Origin of the sequence: Fibrella musci, assembly GCF_041321105.1 — a bacterium.
Classification (GTDB): Bacteria; Bacteroidota; Bacteroidia; order Cytophagales; family Spirosomataceae; genus Fibrella; species Fibrella musci.
In genome coordinates this window covers 565,227-581,887 of the sequence record NZ_JBGGWD010000006.1, presented here as the reverse complement: position 1 = coordinate 581,887, position 16,661 = coordinate 565,227, and the positions used below count along the sequence as shown (strand labels likewise).

Here is a 16,661-nt window from a genome sequence, read left to right as displayed (position 1 = left end):
CTTTAGTCTGCGGTCTATTGTTTTTAAAATTCCAAAACTTCGTTATCGCCAAAATTCTCGTAGCTGCTGGTAATCACTTGCTCGCCGGGTTGCAGACCTTCGAGCACTTCGTAGAACTCGGGGTTTTTACGGCCCAGCGTGATGTTTCGCTTGGTGGCCCGCTTGCCCGAATTGTCGAGCACATACACCCAGTTGCCACCTGTATCGGAGAAGAATCCGCCCACCGGCAATAGTGTGGCTTTGCTGGCTTTACCCAACTCCAGCCGGATCGGCGACGACTGCCCGCGTTTGATACCCTGCGGTGCGCCTTTTGTAAAGGTCATGTCCACTTCAAAGCGGCCATTCCGTACCTCAGGGTACACCCGGCTAATCTGGATGCTGTGCTCCTGCCCGTTGAACTCAAATGACCCGGTAAGCCCAGGAAAGACCCGGCTGATATAGTGTTCATCAACACCCACGCGCATCTTGAAGCCGTTGAGGTCATCGATCTGGCCGATGTTCTGGCCCCGGTTGATATTACTACCTACCTCTACATCGATACTCGATAGCTGCCCTGATACAGGCGCTTTAACCACCAGGTTTTCAAGCGTTTGCTGCCAGAGTGCTACGTTGCGCTGGGTACGTGCCAGGGTCCCTTCCAGCTGCTGAATTTGCAGTTTGGAGTTATCCTCCTGGTATTTCTGCGATTCGGCTTCGATTTCTCGTTGCTTGGCCAGGCGTTCGTAGGCCCGCTTGGCTTTCAGGTAATCTTCTTCCGACACCACTTTGTCTTTATACAGTTTGGCCTGCCGGTCATAGGTGTCCTTTGCCTGATCAAGTTGGGCATCCAGATCCGCCAGATTTTTGCGCAACGCAAACCGTTCGACCCGCAGCCGTTGGCGGGTATTTTGCAGGTCGTTGACGAGCCGATTCGCTTCGGTCTCCGATTGCAGGAAGCTCAGTTTCAGACCCTGGTTTTCGAGCTTCAGCAGCACTTGCCCTTTCTCAACCTGCGTACCCCCTTCCACGAGTTTCTGGGTAACGTACCCACCTTCGATGGCATCGAGCCGGATTGTTTTCAACGGCTGCACCACACCCGTTACGGCAATAAATTCTTCAAAAGGGCCAATCGTTACGGGCGAAACGGTCAGTTTGTCGCGTTCGACATTCAGTTTGGAACGCTTGTCGGCAAACAACGTAACGTAGGCGATCAGACCAACGATCAGAATACCGCCCGCAGACAGCGCGATGCGTTGTTGGGTCCAGAAGCGTTTGGGTAAGGCACGATCCATTTTTAGTCAAGTCAAATTAGGTCATTCACAAGCGTCATCAGTGGCATTGGCCTTACAGGTTCGGTTTGCCGCGGCCGCATCGATAACGCCAGCCAGATACAGTTAGCCAATCTACGTGCCAAAGTAGCATACTCGCTGATTCTAAGCTGGTTTTAGCCCTTTTTGCGCCCTATCCTGTCCGCATTCGGACAAACTCTCGTCCAGATGTGGACAGCCTTTTTTCGCTTCGTTTCTTACGGACGCCACCGGAACGATTTGTCGTCGATAGCCCGCATGGTGCACAGAATGCCGTCGAGGTGATCATACTCATGTTGAAGCAGTTCTGATAAAGCATCCTCCAGATGCCAGCGTTGCGGGCGCCATTGCTCGTCGAGGTAGCGGATCGTCAACGCTTTGTGCCGACGTACCCGCACCAGCAGATTCGGGAAGCTCATGCAGTCGTCCCACAAGTCAAAGGTTTCGTCGCTGAGGTCGTCCAGTACGGGGTTGATAAACACCACCGGCCCCCGCCCGGCGGGTGGCAGCACGTTCATGTAGATAAGCCGCTTCATGATGCCCAGTTGCGGAGCGGCAATGGCCCGGCCGAACTTGTACTTGGTCCGGATTTCCTCCATCACGTTGTGGAGGTCGGCCACCCAACCGGCTACCAGCGCCAGTTCGTCAAACTGAACCTCTTCGCAGACCTCATACAGGCGAGGGTCGCCCAGCAGGAGTAGATCAGCCAGTCCTTTCATGCGTCAGTACTGCTTAAAGAGCTTGATGAGCCGACGACTGATGACCGTATAGCCCTTGTCCGACGGGTGTAGGCCATCATAGGTCATGGCAATCGACTCCGTCGGGTAGGGGTATTCGTCTGCAGCCGGGTCGAAAGGCAAGTCGACAAATGTCGGGTAAGGGTAATTGGTATATTGACCCGTCGATGGGTTCTTCACCCGCTTAAACCGAACCAGTTTATCCATCGCCAGTTGCCGGGTGTGGTACAAATCCACGACCGGCAGTTGCGCATAGTGGCCTATCGAGTCAATGGCATTGGCGAAAGCTTCGAGCGTTTGTCCAGATTTATTGGGCTTGTAGGAGCCGTAGGCGTTGTTTTTGTAATTAAAGAGATACACAAAATCGACACGCTGCATGGGCGTAATCAGCACGATTGGCGCCGCCGGGTTCAGGCTATGCAGTTTATCAACAATCAGCCGGAAGGAGCCATAGACGGTACCATTGCCCGTATTCTCCTTATAGTCGCTGAGCCGCCCCAGCGGCCGCCCCGCCCACCAGTCGTTAGTACCCAGAAAAACGGTGTACAAGTCGGCCTTTGCGATATCCAGCTTATCAATCTGCTGCGCGATCTGCCCCGCTGTCCAGCCATTATGGCCCTGATTAACGTACCTGATGTGCGGTAGCTTCTCCACGACCTGGGTCATGTACCCTTTCGTAATCCGGTGCTGCGTTTCATCGGTGTGGTCGTTCAGGTACGTTATAGAGTCGCCAATAGCTACCCAGGCGATCTCTCTATGCCTGAAGGAGCTGAATAACCCGGTCAAAACGACCAGCAGGAGCAGTGGTTTCATGCCGCTCAATATACAGCAAAGCTATGACTCAGCTATAGACTCGAGGTTGCATTGATCAGCCAGCCAACTGCCAGACGCTTTCTATTTGCAGCGCATAGCGAGCCGGTTGAATTTCAGCCAGTGACACGATAACCAGGTACGTACCTGACGCGACAAGCGCATAGTTGGTGCGAAGCCCATCTTCGTTCTTGTACAAGCCTAATAAGGCGCTTTTCTTCAGACCGGAGGCAGCCACAATCCGCTCAAAACATAGGTACGTCAAGCAGATTCGCCAGCGACTCCAGTTCATTCAGTTGCACGTCCTTGACGACAAACGTCAACGTTTCCCCGTTGGTCAATTGGAGCAATAGGGACTTATCAATAACCGCCGTTTCGGCGTCCGGCACGTATTCTTTTCTGGCCAGCCGATTATCTAGTTTGATTATCAATGATTTGATACCCAAGAATACACGTTTAAATTACGGTTGTACGATTAATCTTCTTCCCATATAAGGGAAGGATCCATCTGTTCGTGACGGATAAAGTATCGAATCGCTTGTTCGGCCAAGGACCTGTCAACAACAATCGCCGGAGGGAACGTACCTGCCTGCCCACCTGTAACAACAGTGACCTCTTCAGCTTCTTCGTCAGTTGGAGCATGTGGGTTGATCAAATTAAAATAGGCTTCCTGCTCACCTTGCGTATACGTGCATACGTAAGCGCCAAGCCCTCCTCCTATTAGCAAATGCCCATCAGAAGCGCCCAAAACAAGCTGTGTATATTCTTTCTGATTGAGGGCTGCCAGGCGCTCCACAACAAGATTTACGTCGGCTGGGCTAATGGCTTTAGTTGCACTATTGTTGCGGTTAGCTAACCAGACGTCATAATCTAGTTCCATTGGTTCGGTTTTTTTAATGGATAGTATTTTATGACGCGTCACAAATAAACCTTGGGCTTTCTTTCGCGATAAAGTCACACAAAATTTGCACCAGTTTAGCCGCTAATAATCACAGAGCCCTAACCGTGATGCGCTCACTACCCGCCACCGTTATCTAATAGACAAGCTATTGATGCCGAGCAAACCTGACTAGATCAGTAGGGTAGTAACGGAATGACTGATAAACAGAGTCATCGATTCCTAATGCATATGTCATACCTGCAACTTCCCATGCCCAATAACCATTAAATCCACTATCATCACCACCATGTAATGTGTAAATTTCATAATTAGCCGTCTTTTTGACGCACACACTATACCATTGGGCTAAAAAGTCGGCCATTTGCTTATCAGACTTGTTCAATGCTGCTTTATATAATGGTGTATATAGTTTTGGCAGATAGATATCTTGGCTAATCTTTCTATCAGAAATACGATGCGCAATAAGCATATCAATTAATGCATCACGCTTGTTTTCCTGGTCAATACATTGGACCAACTGGGCAAACTGATTTTGCTCAATAGGCAATGTAATGCCCCAAGTCAGCATAGCCAATACATTCATATACTCGTCAACAGAACCAATAAAAAACAGGTTAGTTGCATCAGGATGAGCTTTGTAATTAACTAAAGCCTCAATAGCTTGGCAGAGCGTCTCAGTTAATTTACTTACTTCTACACCCGCTGAGTATTGAGCTGTCAATAGCTTGCAGTTATCTAAGTACAAATCATGATAAACAGCATCAAGATAAACCTCACCTTCAGGCAACTTAAGATCTTGCTTTGTCTGCTCAATAAAACTGCTGATTTGATCTATACGTTGAACGAAGTACTGCTCACTCATTAATGGCTCTCGCTTAATCATTATTATTGAATTTATGGATGTAGTTGACACTGAATTCAAGCCCTACATCCTAAATACCTATCGTGGTAATACTGTATCTGGGCGATCAGCAAATCGATATAACATTAAACTTGAGCCATATAAGTTTCTACCTCTGCATCAGTTAATAGAGTAGCTAAAACAAAAATAGCTACGCTTCCGCAGTCAAGATACCTCGACTAGTCTTACAAAACGTTTAGATTTATTACTAATTAATTCAATCAGTATACTCATATATGTTGTGTCAATTTAGGTCAGGCCTTTTACAAATCCACTGTGTTCAACCTATAAAGGACCGCTTACCTGAGCCATTAATTCCATATGTACTCTAAGATCAACGATTTGAATGTGTTCTATTGACTCTCGCCCGCCTAAAGCCAGTAGAGGTACATAACCATAGCATTGATCATAATTTGGCGTACCGAGTTTTACCTTTATCGACTTATAATTTGATGCATTAAGTTCATCCCAGATAAACGAATCATCTAGAAAATCCATATCAAATAATATATCTAATCCAGTCGAAGTACTTACCGTTTTAAAATCACCATGACGAAAATCATATAATTCCAGAAACCCTTCCTTTTTTGTTTTCCAAACAAAAAGATCACCAAAAGCTGAAACAGCTATTGGAATGTACTCATAACCAGTATTTTCTATATATTTTTTTACAAATTCCGTCCAATCATCCGGATTAATAAATCGCAGATAACCGTCGGCGAATATTCCATATCCATACTCCTGCCATATTGTTATTATTGCGCTAGGAAGAACGTTTCTATAGCTATCAATTTGCTGTTCAGTCGGCTTCTTAACAATATGGTAAAGGGGGTATTTTTCAAAAAATTTCTCAAACATGTTGTTCAATGGTCTAAATCGATATTCAGTTTAGTCGTTCTGCGTTGTTCAGGCGTCATCCTTGTCGCTTCTTGACGAATGTGGGCGTCCATGTTCTCAGCAATTCTCTTATTTTTCCATTGGCTGCCGATTGAACTATTAACATTGCTATCTCCCATACCACCAATATGATCAGGATTTCCTCCGGCTATTTGGTCTGGGTTGTGTAAAGCAGCTTGTGTTCTCATCCATGCCTCTGATTCCTGTTTTGCATCTTGCGGGCTCTTGCCCTGGCGCCTCAATTCTTCATATTTCTGTCTAGCCGCCTCACTTCTTGCCTCTCTTTGAGCTTTATCTCCCGCTCTTCCTTGCGCCTTATAACGATCACTGTTGTTTAAATATTCTTCAACAGTCATATCATTGAGCCCATCCTGCTGCGCCTGAATCTGCCGGTCATACTCAGCTTGCGGATGATTAGGGTTTCGTTCGAAGGGAGGACGAGTTCTATACTTTGAGAGACGTCGTAGTGGAAGGGCCTTTCCCTTTCTAGCCGCTTCTTGCGCTTCCTGGATTATCCGCTGCAACTTGCCGGCACCCTTCTGCAAGCGAGCCACTAACAGACCGATGCGCTCTTCCAGATACACCCACACGGCACGGGCCGTAATGCGCCCGCCACCCAGCACGGTCAGCCGACGGACAGCCCCACCCGCAAACAGAATGTCGATCACGTCCAGCCCGCCCCGCAGAATGGCCTGCGCGAAGAGCTTACCCGCCGCGTCAATTTCGGCTTGATCTTTAGCGGCAATCGCTTTGTGGTAGAACTCCACCAGCAAGGGCAGCACATTCATCAGCAAGTCATAAACCGCCACCGCCCCCATCAGAATCAAGGCGATTTCGCCACCCAGCACGAAGATGGCCGTTACGGCCACGATCAGCAGCATACCCTGCCAAGTGAGCAGGCTGTCGATGATCTTCTGCACCGTTTCGACGACCTGACCCGGTAGTTGCCGGATTCCGCTGGCCATCGCTAACTTAAGCCGGTCCCATTCGCTGAGGTTAGCCGGGTTAGGCTGCACCGCCTGCACGGCCTGTAGGCCCTGCGTGGTTTCCCACGAGTGCTTCAATTGCACCCACTGATGGTGAAGATTGCCCTGCCGCACAATCAGCAGTTCGCGCTCGTTGTAGATGAACGTGTGAACCTGGCTCTTCCCCATTTCGCTGATACGCCGCATCCGTATGTGGGACGACAGCGCCTGTTCCAACCCAGCCGGTGCAGGAGGGCCGTAAACGCGGGTTTGGGTACGTTGTGGAGCCAAAGCCGGGCTGTGGGCAGGCGCCTGCTGCTGCCGATTTTGCGGCACAGGCATACTCTGCGAAGTCAATCCACGCGAACCAGACGTCGCCATGACCCCTTGCGGATGCTTGCGTACCCAATCGATAACGGCGTTTTCGACGGTCCGTTTATTGACTGGTCCCGACAGAATCAGTTTATATTCCATAAGCCCAGTGATTCACCTACAACGAAACTGACTAGTTTACCTGCTAAACGGTCTTAACCGAAGCATTTGCTAATGCTTGCTAAGTGGTTATTGACCGGGTTTCCAGTCGAGCCACATATTGTCGTGTTCGGCATTATTGAGATTGATGCGCCGGGCTGTCAGGCCGAGGTCGAAAGTGTAGGCGGCCGTGGTGCTGCCCGACACAAACACCTCCCGGTATTCGACGCAATAGGTATCGTAAAACTGAAGTGTCTTTAACGTACCGCCTTCGCTGTCCTTAAAAACGATCTTACCACTCAATGCCTTCAGCGGATCGACGCCCCAACTGGCCAGCGTACCGTTGTCGGTGCCCAACAACGTCACCCGGATTAGCCCGCTACGTACTCCGGCATTGGGCCGACCGCGCACGTCGTCGGGCTGGTTAAACTGGTAGTGGCAATGCATCAGCACCATCGGGTCCATGCCCGGTATATGAAACGTTGATTCAAACGAAGCAGCCATACAAGGAGGGGATTGGCCTGAAGGTTATGAACGTCAATTGGCTTCGATGGGAGGCCAATGGTTATCGTGGTTAATGGAACCGATACTGAGCTTTTCAGGCGAAATAACGATGGTCGTCACCATATCGGCAGAATTGTTGGTACCGTCGAAGTCTTCCTGCATATCCAGACAGAACGCGTTCTGGAAAGCCACCGTTTTCAGCGTCACGCCCACCATATCGACATACGTAATGGTACCGCTCCACTGCTTGGCGGGGTTAAACATCCAGTTGGTAACCAGTGGATCGGCGGTAGTATTGAACGAGATCGTCAGCTTGCCGCCATACGTTGCCGACGCCGGACGACCCAGGGTGTCGATTTCCTGATGCATGTCCAGGATAACCGAGTTGACCCAGGTTTTAAAACTACCAACAGTGAGATAAGCGCTGAAGGATGACACGGAGCAGATAGCGGCGTTGAAAGGCCTGGCGTACAGGCGCGACCGACACTAAAAGTAACGGCTATCGGCTTACGATATATATCTACCGATGCAAAATGAGCCGGTCTTTTTCGTAACCGGCGCAATGGTCACCTCATTTCAACCGACGCACCCGACGCAATCCTTTGCCGATCGCTTCAGCCATTTTTTGTCGGAAGGCCGGGTCGGTAATCAGGGCTTCATCGGTACGGTTACTCAGAAATGGCCCCTCTACCAACAGGTTAGGGTAGTCGGTGGGGCTGTTAAAAAAGAAGTTGAAATGGCCCACGTTGCCGAATTCGCGGACGGGTAACCGGCGCAGCATTTCGTCGAGCACCAGCTGACTCCAGGGCCGAAAACCCAGGTGTTTATAATACGTGCTTACGCCCTGAACGCCCGCATTCCCCGACGAATTAAAGTGAATACTGACAAGCAAATGCGGCAGTTGCTTCCGCATGGCACGGATACGTACCGACGGCACCAGATTGGTATCGGCATCCCGCACCAGCACCACCTGCGCCCCGGCGCGCGTCAGGTACGTTGCCAACCGCCGGGCTACGTCGAGGGTGAGATCTTTTTCCAGCTGACCCGACTGGGTACCCTTTGCGCCGGTATTACTGCCACCATGCCCGGCATCGACGGCGATCACCAGCCCCCGCAACGATCGGCCCGACGGTGGACGACGTACCCGGAGCATCAGCGTATTTTTCTGGTAAAAGGCCGAATAACCCCAATGTACCGTCCCACGCTTCGGGCATTTCAACGCCACGAAAACCCGAACGTGCCCATCCCCCACGGCCTCGAACCAGACGCGCTCGATGGCCTGCGCCGACCGAAGCTGCGTAATCCAATTGGTATTGACATCGGCCCCGAACAGGTCGAGTACAATACGATTGGGCTCTACTTCCTGCCGGGTATGGTAGGGCAGTCGATCGGGCAGGCGGATGGCTACGTAATCAAAGAGCGAATCGCCCGAAACCGTCCAGTTGCCTGTCAGGTACGTTGCCGAGGTGGGCTGGGCGGCCAGCGAGGCGGAGTCGATACGTACCTGATCAGTGGGTACATAGGCCGTCTGGTTCGGCGCCAGTTGCACCCGATACAGGTTGTTTTGCTGCCCGGTTAGTCGCAGTACCACACCCGAATCTAAGGTTTCGCGTTTAGCACCACCCAGGCGGTCGGTACCGGTTCCGTAATAGAGGTTCGTCAGGGTAGAGGTGGTGCGGCCTAGCCGGGGAAAACGAGGCAGCGTATCGGCCAGCATGGGCGCAGGAACGATGGTGTCCGCAACAATGGCTGGTACAGTCTGGGCAAACGCAGCCTGACCCAGCAGCCCAATGAAGATAAACAGAAAACGCATGACGAGTTGACGCATAAATAAAGGGCGCAGATGGCCGTACCGACTACCTGCGCCCTTTTCTGAAGCGTGAAGCTACCCAATCTTAGAAGCCTTCCTTCTCGTCTTCTTTATCTTTTTTCTCCTCCTTCGGCTTGGGTGGTTCTTTCTTAGCAACCGTCGGCTTGCCCTTAGCTGCTTCTATTTTGGCCGCCGTCTTGCCTTTTGTAGCGGTTTTTGCTTTAGAAGCTGGTTCAGCCGTTGGCGTAGCCGTTGGGTCTGTCGTCTCCTCGTCGGTAGCCGCCGGTTCTGCTTTGGCAGTTGCGGTTTTTGTAGCCGCTTTACCTTTGGCAGGCTTCGCTGCCGGAGTCGGCGTCGTTTCGGTATCGCCACCGAAGCCATCGGCTTCTTTAGCCACGGTCGTCTCGGTGGGGGCAGCGGGCTTGGCTTTCGGTTTCGGCGCCGTTTTGGGCTTGCTACGCACCTTGTACTGGATCTCGTACCGCTCTACGAAGGCCGACTTATCTTCCATATCGCCGGGCACGATGGCGAGGCTGGTTTTGGTCGATTTACTGTTCCGAAGCAGCGCCGTAATGCGGTCGTTGATTTCCTGCTCCGACGTCACGATGGCCAGTTGTCCACCCGTACCGCCCGCCGGGCGATAGTCGTAGAACACCCATACGTCGGGCGACGATTCAAGGTATAAGCTCATTTCATCGCCGTTGCCTCCTTTCCGAATCTCGATGTAGCCGTCCATCTGCGCGTTGATGTCGGCCGTCTGAATGTTCGACACACCCAGTTTACCCACGCTGTAGAACGCATTGTGCAACTCCGACCAGCGCAGGTTCGCATCGGCCAGCACGAGCGAGGTGTTCAGCTTGGGCGAGGCCGACGACAGCACCACGTGCTGGTTCTGCGCCCGGTTGCGGTAGTCATCGACGGCTTTCTTGCCAATCAGCGGGAGCATCTTGTCGGAGATCCGGTTCAGATCATCGTCGGCGGGGGTGTCGTTGCGTTCTTCGAGGTTGGCTTCAACTAGCTTACCGGCAATGAGCGTATTGATCGGCTCGGGAATGGCAAATGTCAGCGCCATCAGCGCGTTGATCCGGTACGTACTGCTGTCGACGTTGGCACGGGCCGAACCACTCGCCAGCAGGTACTGGTTGGGGCGGGTGGCCAGCAGGTTCATCGCCCCCCGGAAGGTCATGATCCCCTTTTCGTCGTTGAACAAAAAGGTGTTGTCAAAATCGTCGCCGAGGCCCTCAGTACCCAGCTTGGTACCAATGCGGAACGTCTTATCTTTTTCGTCGTAGCGCATGTAGCCCTCCGCCCGGAAAATGTCATCATCGCGGTTATCTTCCTTGGGCGACATAAACGTCGGGTAGATACCGGGGCTACCATAGCGGCTCTGCAAGCCCGCCACCAGCACTTGATCGCCGTCGTTTTTCAGCTTGTCGTTGACCGGAATTTCGATGGTTTCGATCACCTTTTCCTTGAACGGAATCCAGCCACTAATGAGCGCGGGGCGTTTTTTGAGGGCCGGTTTAATGAAGCCATCCAACGCCAGATCTTTATCGGGCGCTTTTACCAGCACGGCTCCTTTGAACTGCATTTTCGGCGCCAGCATCAGCTTGTCGTTTTCGTCGATGTCGGCACTGGCCACGGTGTAATAGGTCGTCAGGGGCTTATCGGCACCGCGTCTGCCTTTTCGGCCCGCAACGGGTTTACTCGACGCTTTGGCAACAGCCCCCTCTTCCGGCTTAGCCGAACGCGGCCCGGCTTCTTTCAAATCGAAACTACCCATCTTGATCGACGCCGTATCGCCTTTGGCGGTCGCGAACAGGTATGTGGCGTCGCCCGTAAAGCGCGTCCGCGACACCACCTGAATGTTGGCCTTGCTCATCCGGTGGAAGAGCGTGGTTGTGTCCATCTCCAGCCGGGCATTCTTGAAGGGCAGCATCTCCCCATTGCGCCGCACCGTCACCTGCCCTTTTTCGGGGTAAATACGGGCGTCGGCCGACGTCACGTAGGGCACACCACCCACATTCAGCATCATCTTATCGATGTCGTACTGCGCCGAGCCGGCGTTGAACGTCAGGCCTTCCTGCTCCTCAGCCGTGGCCGTGAACGTCGACGTTTTCACGTCACCCCGCATGGCAATGGTCTTGTTCTTGATGTTCCATTGCGCCCGGTTGATGTTGGTTTTGTAGGCCGCATAGGGGAACTCCATACTCGACCGCAGGGTATCTTCCACGCTGCGGTTGTTGAGGCTAATGGCCAAATCAACCAGTCCTTTGACCTGATCAAAATCAACGTCGATGGCCGTACCCACCATCACAGATTTGTTGGCAACGCCTTTGACATCGCTGTTCGACAGGATCTGGAACTTCGCGTTGTCGGCGTAATACCCGTCTCGGTTGAATTTGATACTCTGCGACTCCACCTCCGAATCGGTACGGGTCAACATCCCATTACCGAACAAGCCACTAGCCCGCAGTAGCAGGCTCCCTTCCAGTTTGGTTGTGGCGTTGAAAAACGTAAAGCTGTTTTTCTGGGTCGTAATCACCATGCTGTCGGCTTGCGGCCACCACTTCATCGAGAAATTGTTGAGCGCTACGTTTGGGTAATAGGTCTGCGCCACGCTCGGTTGCCGCACCACGCGCTGCCCTTTCTTGGCCGGAGCCGCCGCTACTTTGGTCGTCTGTGATTCCACAATCTGCCCTGTCTCGCCCGTGGCAATAACTGAATCGGGCATGAAGAGCAACTCTTTCGTGGTCAGCGAAGCCGCCAGGTGATTCAACGTACCGGCGGCCTGTAAGCCCTTTTTGCTCATGGAAAGATCACCCGCAAACTTCACGTTCGACTTGGAGCCGTAGACCGGATAGCCCCCCGCTGGTGGCGTATGCACGAAGCCCAGCGTCTGGTCGGGCATGGTTTTCAGTTCGGCCTGGAAGGGCGGCATAATTCCGCCAGAATGGAACGTACCTACAAACGAAATATCGCCCTTACCCACACTGTCGTTGTCGATGGCCGGAATCTTGAAATACACCTTTCGGTCGTAGCGGCGGTCGCCCCGGTCTTCCTGATCGAAATAGGCCGTCATGCCCTCGGGCATCACCAGCCGCTGCGTGGTTTTCTTGCCTTTCATCCGGCCCGATTTGTTGTCGGCCGTAGCGAAGAAGACCGAACCGGGCTTGTCGTACTTAATGTCGCCGCCAATCTCGTCGGTGCGGCCTTGGTCGGCCAGTTTCTGCGGCGTGAACGTGATCGAGTTGATCTTGTTCATGTTTAGCCCAAACTTGTCGTAGTCGAACGCCAGATCGACGCCGTTGTAGCGCATGTTGCCTGACTTCATCTGACCCGTAAACACCAGCGAACGGCCTTTGGCAATTCGCAGCGTCTTGTCGGCGGGCATGCCATACAGCTTCAGCGAGTCGCTGATCGTGAACCGATCGACGCCTCGCACCACCAGGTACCGTTTCGGGTCGGTGAGGTTGATGGTCGCGTTTTTCAGCGAATCGTTAGTATTGAAATACGACTTGATTTCGAAGTTGTCATAGTCCGACTTTTCGTTGTACGCGAAATAATACAGCGCTCCTTTCCGGCTCAGTCGCAACGTACCTGTGCGCGGGTCGCGGTCGAGGTAGCCCTCCATCACCATCCGGTTGAGCGCGCCACGCAGGGCAGTAGCATTCACGTTGGGTACGGAATTGGTCAGATCGTCGTCCAGGAAGGTTTGCTGCTTCGTTTTGGCGATGTAGTTAGCCACAATCTGGATCGGGTGAAACCCGTAGTCGACGGCGATGGCCGAATAACGCTCCGGCTGGAAATAGTCGAACGATTCCATCCGCATCGGTACGTCGCGCTTGGCGGCAATCTGGTAAAACTCGATCTTCTGCTTGGCCACTTCCCAGCGCACCACTTCGGGCACGACAAAGAACTTGTGATAGCTGTCGGCAAACGGCACGCGGCCATAGCCTGTGCGGTCGACGCGGTTGAACCAGGCAGTGCGGGTCGTCTTGTCAAATTTGAACTGAACCGACGGGTGCGTCAGCGAATCGGTGTCGTACAGGTAGCCCGTCAACTGCACGGCCGCGGCCGTAATGAGCGAATCGACGAACTCAAACTTGCGACTGACGAGCCGCAACGCCGTTTTTTTGTTCTGATCCTGAATCGTCAGCACAGCCGGTTGGCCATCGGCCGAGGCGCCAATCAATTGCAGCCCCGCCAGCGCCAGCCCGCCCTTGTAGCTGATGCCCGCCCCGAGGTTCGGAATGACTTCGTTGTTTCGATAGGAAGCAAAGCGCGGATACTCATCGGGCCGGTTGGTGTAGCGCTTTTTACTGACGTACTCAAATGCGCCCAAAATGGGTTTGTTGCCTTTCTCGTAGGTCAGCGTCACGTCGTCGGCCACGAGGCGCGGGTTCATCGCTACCATGCTGTAGTCGCTCAGCGTGACAAAGCGATCTTCTTTCCCCTGCAACGCCCAGGTAAACGTGCCGCCCTTGCCGACCCAAACGCCGTCTTTGAGCAGAAAATACCCGCTCGTACTGTTGACCAGCGCCGAATCGCCGTTGGCCACGATAGCCAGGTGCGCGTTGGATACCATCACGACAGGCCCAACTACCGTCGGGATGGGGCGGCGTGGAATGGGCTTGTAGAACACGCCAATCTGTTTGGGTTGTGTCGAATCAATGCCAACGGGGGCGTCCCAGCCATCAAACCGAGACTGGGCCTCGTTTTTCAGGTCGACGGCTGCCTGCGTGGAACTAACCTGCCCGGTAGTGGTTCCCGGCTCAACGTACCTGAACTCGAAGGTGCCACCCAGCAAAAACGTCTTGTTGTACTTGGCGGCGTAGAGCTCACGCCGTTGCAGAAACGCCCGCATGGCCTCGACGGTGCGCGTGTAGGCTTTCTGGTCGTTCTGGGCAAACTGCTTTTCGGCCACCGTCAGCAGGTTGTCGATGTCGGGCGGGTTCACGGCTGGTTTGGCCGTGTAAATGATGTGGTAAATAGCCGCAAACAACGGTACGAATTGTGCCGTGGGCTGGTAGCGTTTCTGCACCTGCTGCCGACACAGGACCATCAGCCGCTCCCGTTGCGCGGGCGTCAGCATGCCATCGGTCCAGATCGACTCCAGATCGGCAGTGGCTTTGACGGCCTCCGGGCCGCCCTTGGCCATAAACGCCTTCAGATCGGGCAAAAACTGATCGGGTTTATCAGACAGCTTGGCTACCTGCGCCAGACCAACAGCGGCGGTAAGGCAGAGCAGGAATAGACTATGTAGTACAGTTTTCATCAGTATCCTCAATAGTTGCAAAACGCTACGGCTAGCGCAGGGAGGCTAGTGTGCCAGTGTGCACAGTTCCACCTACTTTAAACGTTTTTATGCCCGTTATATTGACTGCCAAAACAGGATCGATACCCAGCTATTTCACCCACGTTACATCTATCTAACCAAGCCTGCTTTATATCGGCGGTCCATCTGCCGATGGCTGCTCCAGCACTCGTCTGAGTTCACTTTCCAACTCGTCTTTGTTGGGTAAATACAGTTGATAACGGCTGACAAAGATTGAATTTTGGATGGAACTTAGTGCGTATTCAACAAAGACTTCGTCGCGGGCCGAACCCAGCACAATACCGATTGGATCGTTGTCGTCGGGCATATTCTCTTCTTTCTTGAAATAATTCAGGTAGAAATTCATCTGCCCGATATCCTGATGATCCACTTCGCCCCGCTTGAGGTCGATCAGTACAAAGCATTTGAGAATACGATGGTAAAAGACAAGGTCGACGTGGTAGTTTCGGCCAGCAATCGGAATGCGATACTGACGACCAACGAAGGCAAATCCTTTACCAAGCTCCAACAGGAACGTTTGCAGGTTATCAATCAGGCGTTGCTCAAGTTTGGTTTCTGTAATCTGGCTATCGGCGGGTAGCTTCAGAAAGTCCAGTACGTAAGGATCGCGAATAATATCATCTGGCTTTTCGATCACTTGCCCCTGCCGTGCCAACGCCAGTATGCCCTCCTTGTCTTTGCTTAGGGCCAATCGTTGAAATAGGGAAGCGCTCAGCTGGCGTTTCAGTTCACGAACGCTCCATCGTTCGGCTTCGGCCTGTCTGGTGTAAAAGCCGCGTTCCAACTCATCCTCTATTTTCAGTAGTTCGATATAATGGGTCCACGTCAACTGGTGAGTCAGTGACTCACTAATTGGATACGTGAGATACAGCTTTCGGATGTAAATCAGATTAGACCGACTAAAACTCTTACCGTGCTGTTGAACAAGGTCTTTAGCCAGACTATCGAGCAGACGCGAGCCGTAGTCGGCCCGGCGATTACCCTGCTGTTCATACTCGACAATATGACGACCAACTTGCCAATAACTGACGAGTTGGGTGGCTTGTATCGCCGACAGCGCCTTTTGCCGCCCGTGTTGAAGCGTCTCGTTGATTAGCGCTACTAGCTGCTGATAGTCAGGGTCAGGCGGCTGGGCCAGCATCGTTCTGAGGGTTAGTTAGTTATAGCAGAAAACAGGATCGACGCCCAGCCATTCCGCGTGAGCTGCGTCTGCACCATCAGGCCTGCTTCGGCGGCTTTCGCTACGATATCGGGCGCGTCGAATTCATAAAAACCGCTCACCATCAGATGGCCGGTTGGTTTCAGGTGGGCTGCGTATGTTGGGATTTCGGCCAGCAGCACATTCCGGTTAATATTAGCCAGAATGATCTCGAATCGTTCGTTGGCATCAACCCCGGCAATCGTACCCAGAAACACACGTACCTGATCGGCGCAGCCATTCAACGCGGCATTTTCAATCGCATTCTCAACGGCCCATTCTTCAATGTCGAACGCCAGTGCATCGGTAGCCCCCAGCTTGATGGCCAGGATCGCCAGAATACCTGTACCGCTGCCCACGTCGAGCACCGACGTACCCACGTGGTCGAGGCCAAGCTGATGCTGCATCATCATGTGCGTGGTCTCATGGTGCCCCGTCCCGAATGACATTTTGGGGTTGATGAGCAGCTCGTAGGTAAACGACGGATCGGGTTCATGAAACGACGCCCGCACCCGCACTGATTGACCCGCCGACGTACCGGCCTCGGTACGTACCTCGATGGGTTCGTAGTTCTGTTCCCATTCGGCGTTCCAGTTTTTCTTTTCCAGCGTCTGGGTCAGGTACGTGATCGGCGTCTGGCTGGCGTAGCGTGACACCAGTTCGTCGACGGCATCGGGCAAAAACGCGTCCTCGGTGATATAGGCGTTCAGGCCTTCGTCGGTTTCGACAAACGATTCAAAGCCCAGCTCGGCCAGTTCGGCGGTCAGAATGTCGGCGTAATCGGGCGAAAGCGTCAGTTGTACTTCAATGTAATTCATACGGTAAAGGTACGCCGACGCCCCG

At 52.8% G+C, this 16,661-nt stretch carries 14 protein-coding genes; all 14 read right to left on the bottom strand.

Features of this window, described 5'->3' with window-relative positions; translation table 11 throughout:
- Positions 1-23: 23 nt before the first annotated feature.
- The 14 genes from ACAW74_RS21755 to prmA all read right to left on the bottom strand — a co-directional run bounded on the left by ACAW74_RS21755 (position 24) and on the right by prmA (position 16,636).
- A complete protein-coding gene (locus ACAW74_RS21755) occupies positions 24-1,271 on the bottom strand; it encodes an efflux RND transporter periplasmic adaptor subunit (RefSeq protein ID WP_015334482.1) in 1,248 nt (415 codons plus the stop codon).
- 233 nt (positions 1,272-1,504) lie between these two features.
- A complete protein-coding gene (locus tag ACAW74_RS21750; RefSeq protein ID WP_370700342.1) occupies positions 1,505-2,005 on the bottom strand; it encodes a peptide deformylase in 501 nt (166 codons plus the stop codon).
- Positions 2,006-2,008: 3 nt separating this feature from the next.
- Complete coding sequence (locus tag ACAW74_RS21745; protein WP_370700341.1) at positions 2,009-2,836, bottom strand: SGNH/GDSL hydrolase family protein; 828 nt, start codon at positions 2,834-2,836, stop codon at positions 2,009-2,011.
- A 55-nt stretch (positions 2,837-2,891) separates the two neighbouring features.
- Positions 2,892-3,125: a hypothetical protein gene (locus tag ACAW74_RS21740; protein WP_370700340.1), complete on the bottom strand. Its 234-nt coding sequence runs from the start codon at positions 3,123-3,125 to the stop codon at positions 2,892-2,894.
- 183 nt (positions 3,126-3,308) lie between these two features.
- Complete coding sequence (locus tag ACAW74_RS21735) at positions 3,309-3,713, bottom strand: Imm1 family immunity protein (protein WP_370700339.1); 405 nt, start codon at positions 3,711-3,713, stop codon at positions 3,309-3,311.
- Positions 3,714-3,879: 166 nt separating this feature from the next.
- Entirely contained in the window at positions 3,880-4,617 is a 738-nt protein-coding gene (locus tag ACAW74_RS21730) for a PoNe immunity protein domain-containing protein (RefSeq protein ID WP_370700338.1), read from the bottom strand.
- Positions 4,618-4,920: 303 nt separating this feature from the next.
- The gene (locus ACAW74_RS21725) at positions 4,921-5,493 is read right to left on the bottom strand and encodes a GAD-like domain-containing protein (RefSeq protein WP_370700337.1); all 573 of its coding nucleotides are present in this window, start codon (positions 5,491-5,493) and stop codon (positions 4,921-4,923) included.
- Between the two features lie 5 nt (positions 5,494-5,498).
- Positions 5,499-6,971, bottom strand: a complete 1,473-nt coding sequence (locus tag ACAW74_RS21720) for a polymorphic toxin type 15 domain-containing protein (protein ID WP_370700336.1) — start codon at positions 6,969-6,971, stop codon at positions 5,499-5,501.
- 87 nt (positions 6,972-7,058) lie between these two features.
- A complete protein-coding gene (gene tssD / locus ACAW74_RS21715; RefSeq protein WP_370700335.1) occupies positions 7,059-7,472 on the bottom strand; it encodes a type VI secretion system tube protein TssD in 414 nt (137 codons plus the stop codon).
- A 33-nt stretch (positions 7,473-7,505) separates the two neighbouring features.
- Positions 7,506-7,910: a type VI secretion system tube protein TssD gene (gene tssD, locus ACAW74_RS21710; RefSeq protein WP_370700334.1), complete on the bottom strand. Its 405-nt coding sequence runs from the start codon at positions 7,908-7,910 to the stop codon at positions 7,506-7,508.
- A 133-nt stretch (positions 7,911-8,043) separates the two neighbouring features.
- Positions 8,044-9,300, bottom strand: a complete 1,257-nt coding sequence (locus ACAW74_RS21705) for an N-acetylmuramoyl-L-alanine amidase family protein (protein WP_370700333.1) — start codon at positions 9,298-9,300, stop codon at positions 8,044-8,046.
- A 67-nt stretch (positions 9,301-9,367) separates the two neighbouring features.
- The gene (locus tag ACAW74_RS21700) at positions 9,368-14,560 is read right to left on the bottom strand and encodes a hypothetical protein (RefSeq protein ID WP_370700332.1); all 5,193 of its coding nucleotides are present in this window, start codon (positions 14,558-14,560) and stop codon (positions 9,368-9,370) included.
- A gap of 169 nt (positions 14,561-14,729) precedes the next feature.
- Positions 14,730-15,761, bottom strand: coding sequence for a PDDEXK nuclease domain-containing protein (locus ACAW74_RS21695; protein ID WP_370700331.1), 1,032 nt, complete (start codon positions 15,759-15,761; stop codon positions 14,730-14,732).
- An 11-nt stretch (positions 15,762-15,772) separates the two neighbouring features.
- Positions 15,773-16,636, bottom strand: coding sequence for a 50S ribosomal protein L11 methyltransferase (gene prmA / locus ACAW74_RS21690; protein WP_370700330.1), 864 nt, complete (start codon positions 16,634-16,636; stop codon positions 15,773-15,775).
- Between the last annotated feature and the right edge of the window lie 25 nt (positions 16,637-16,661).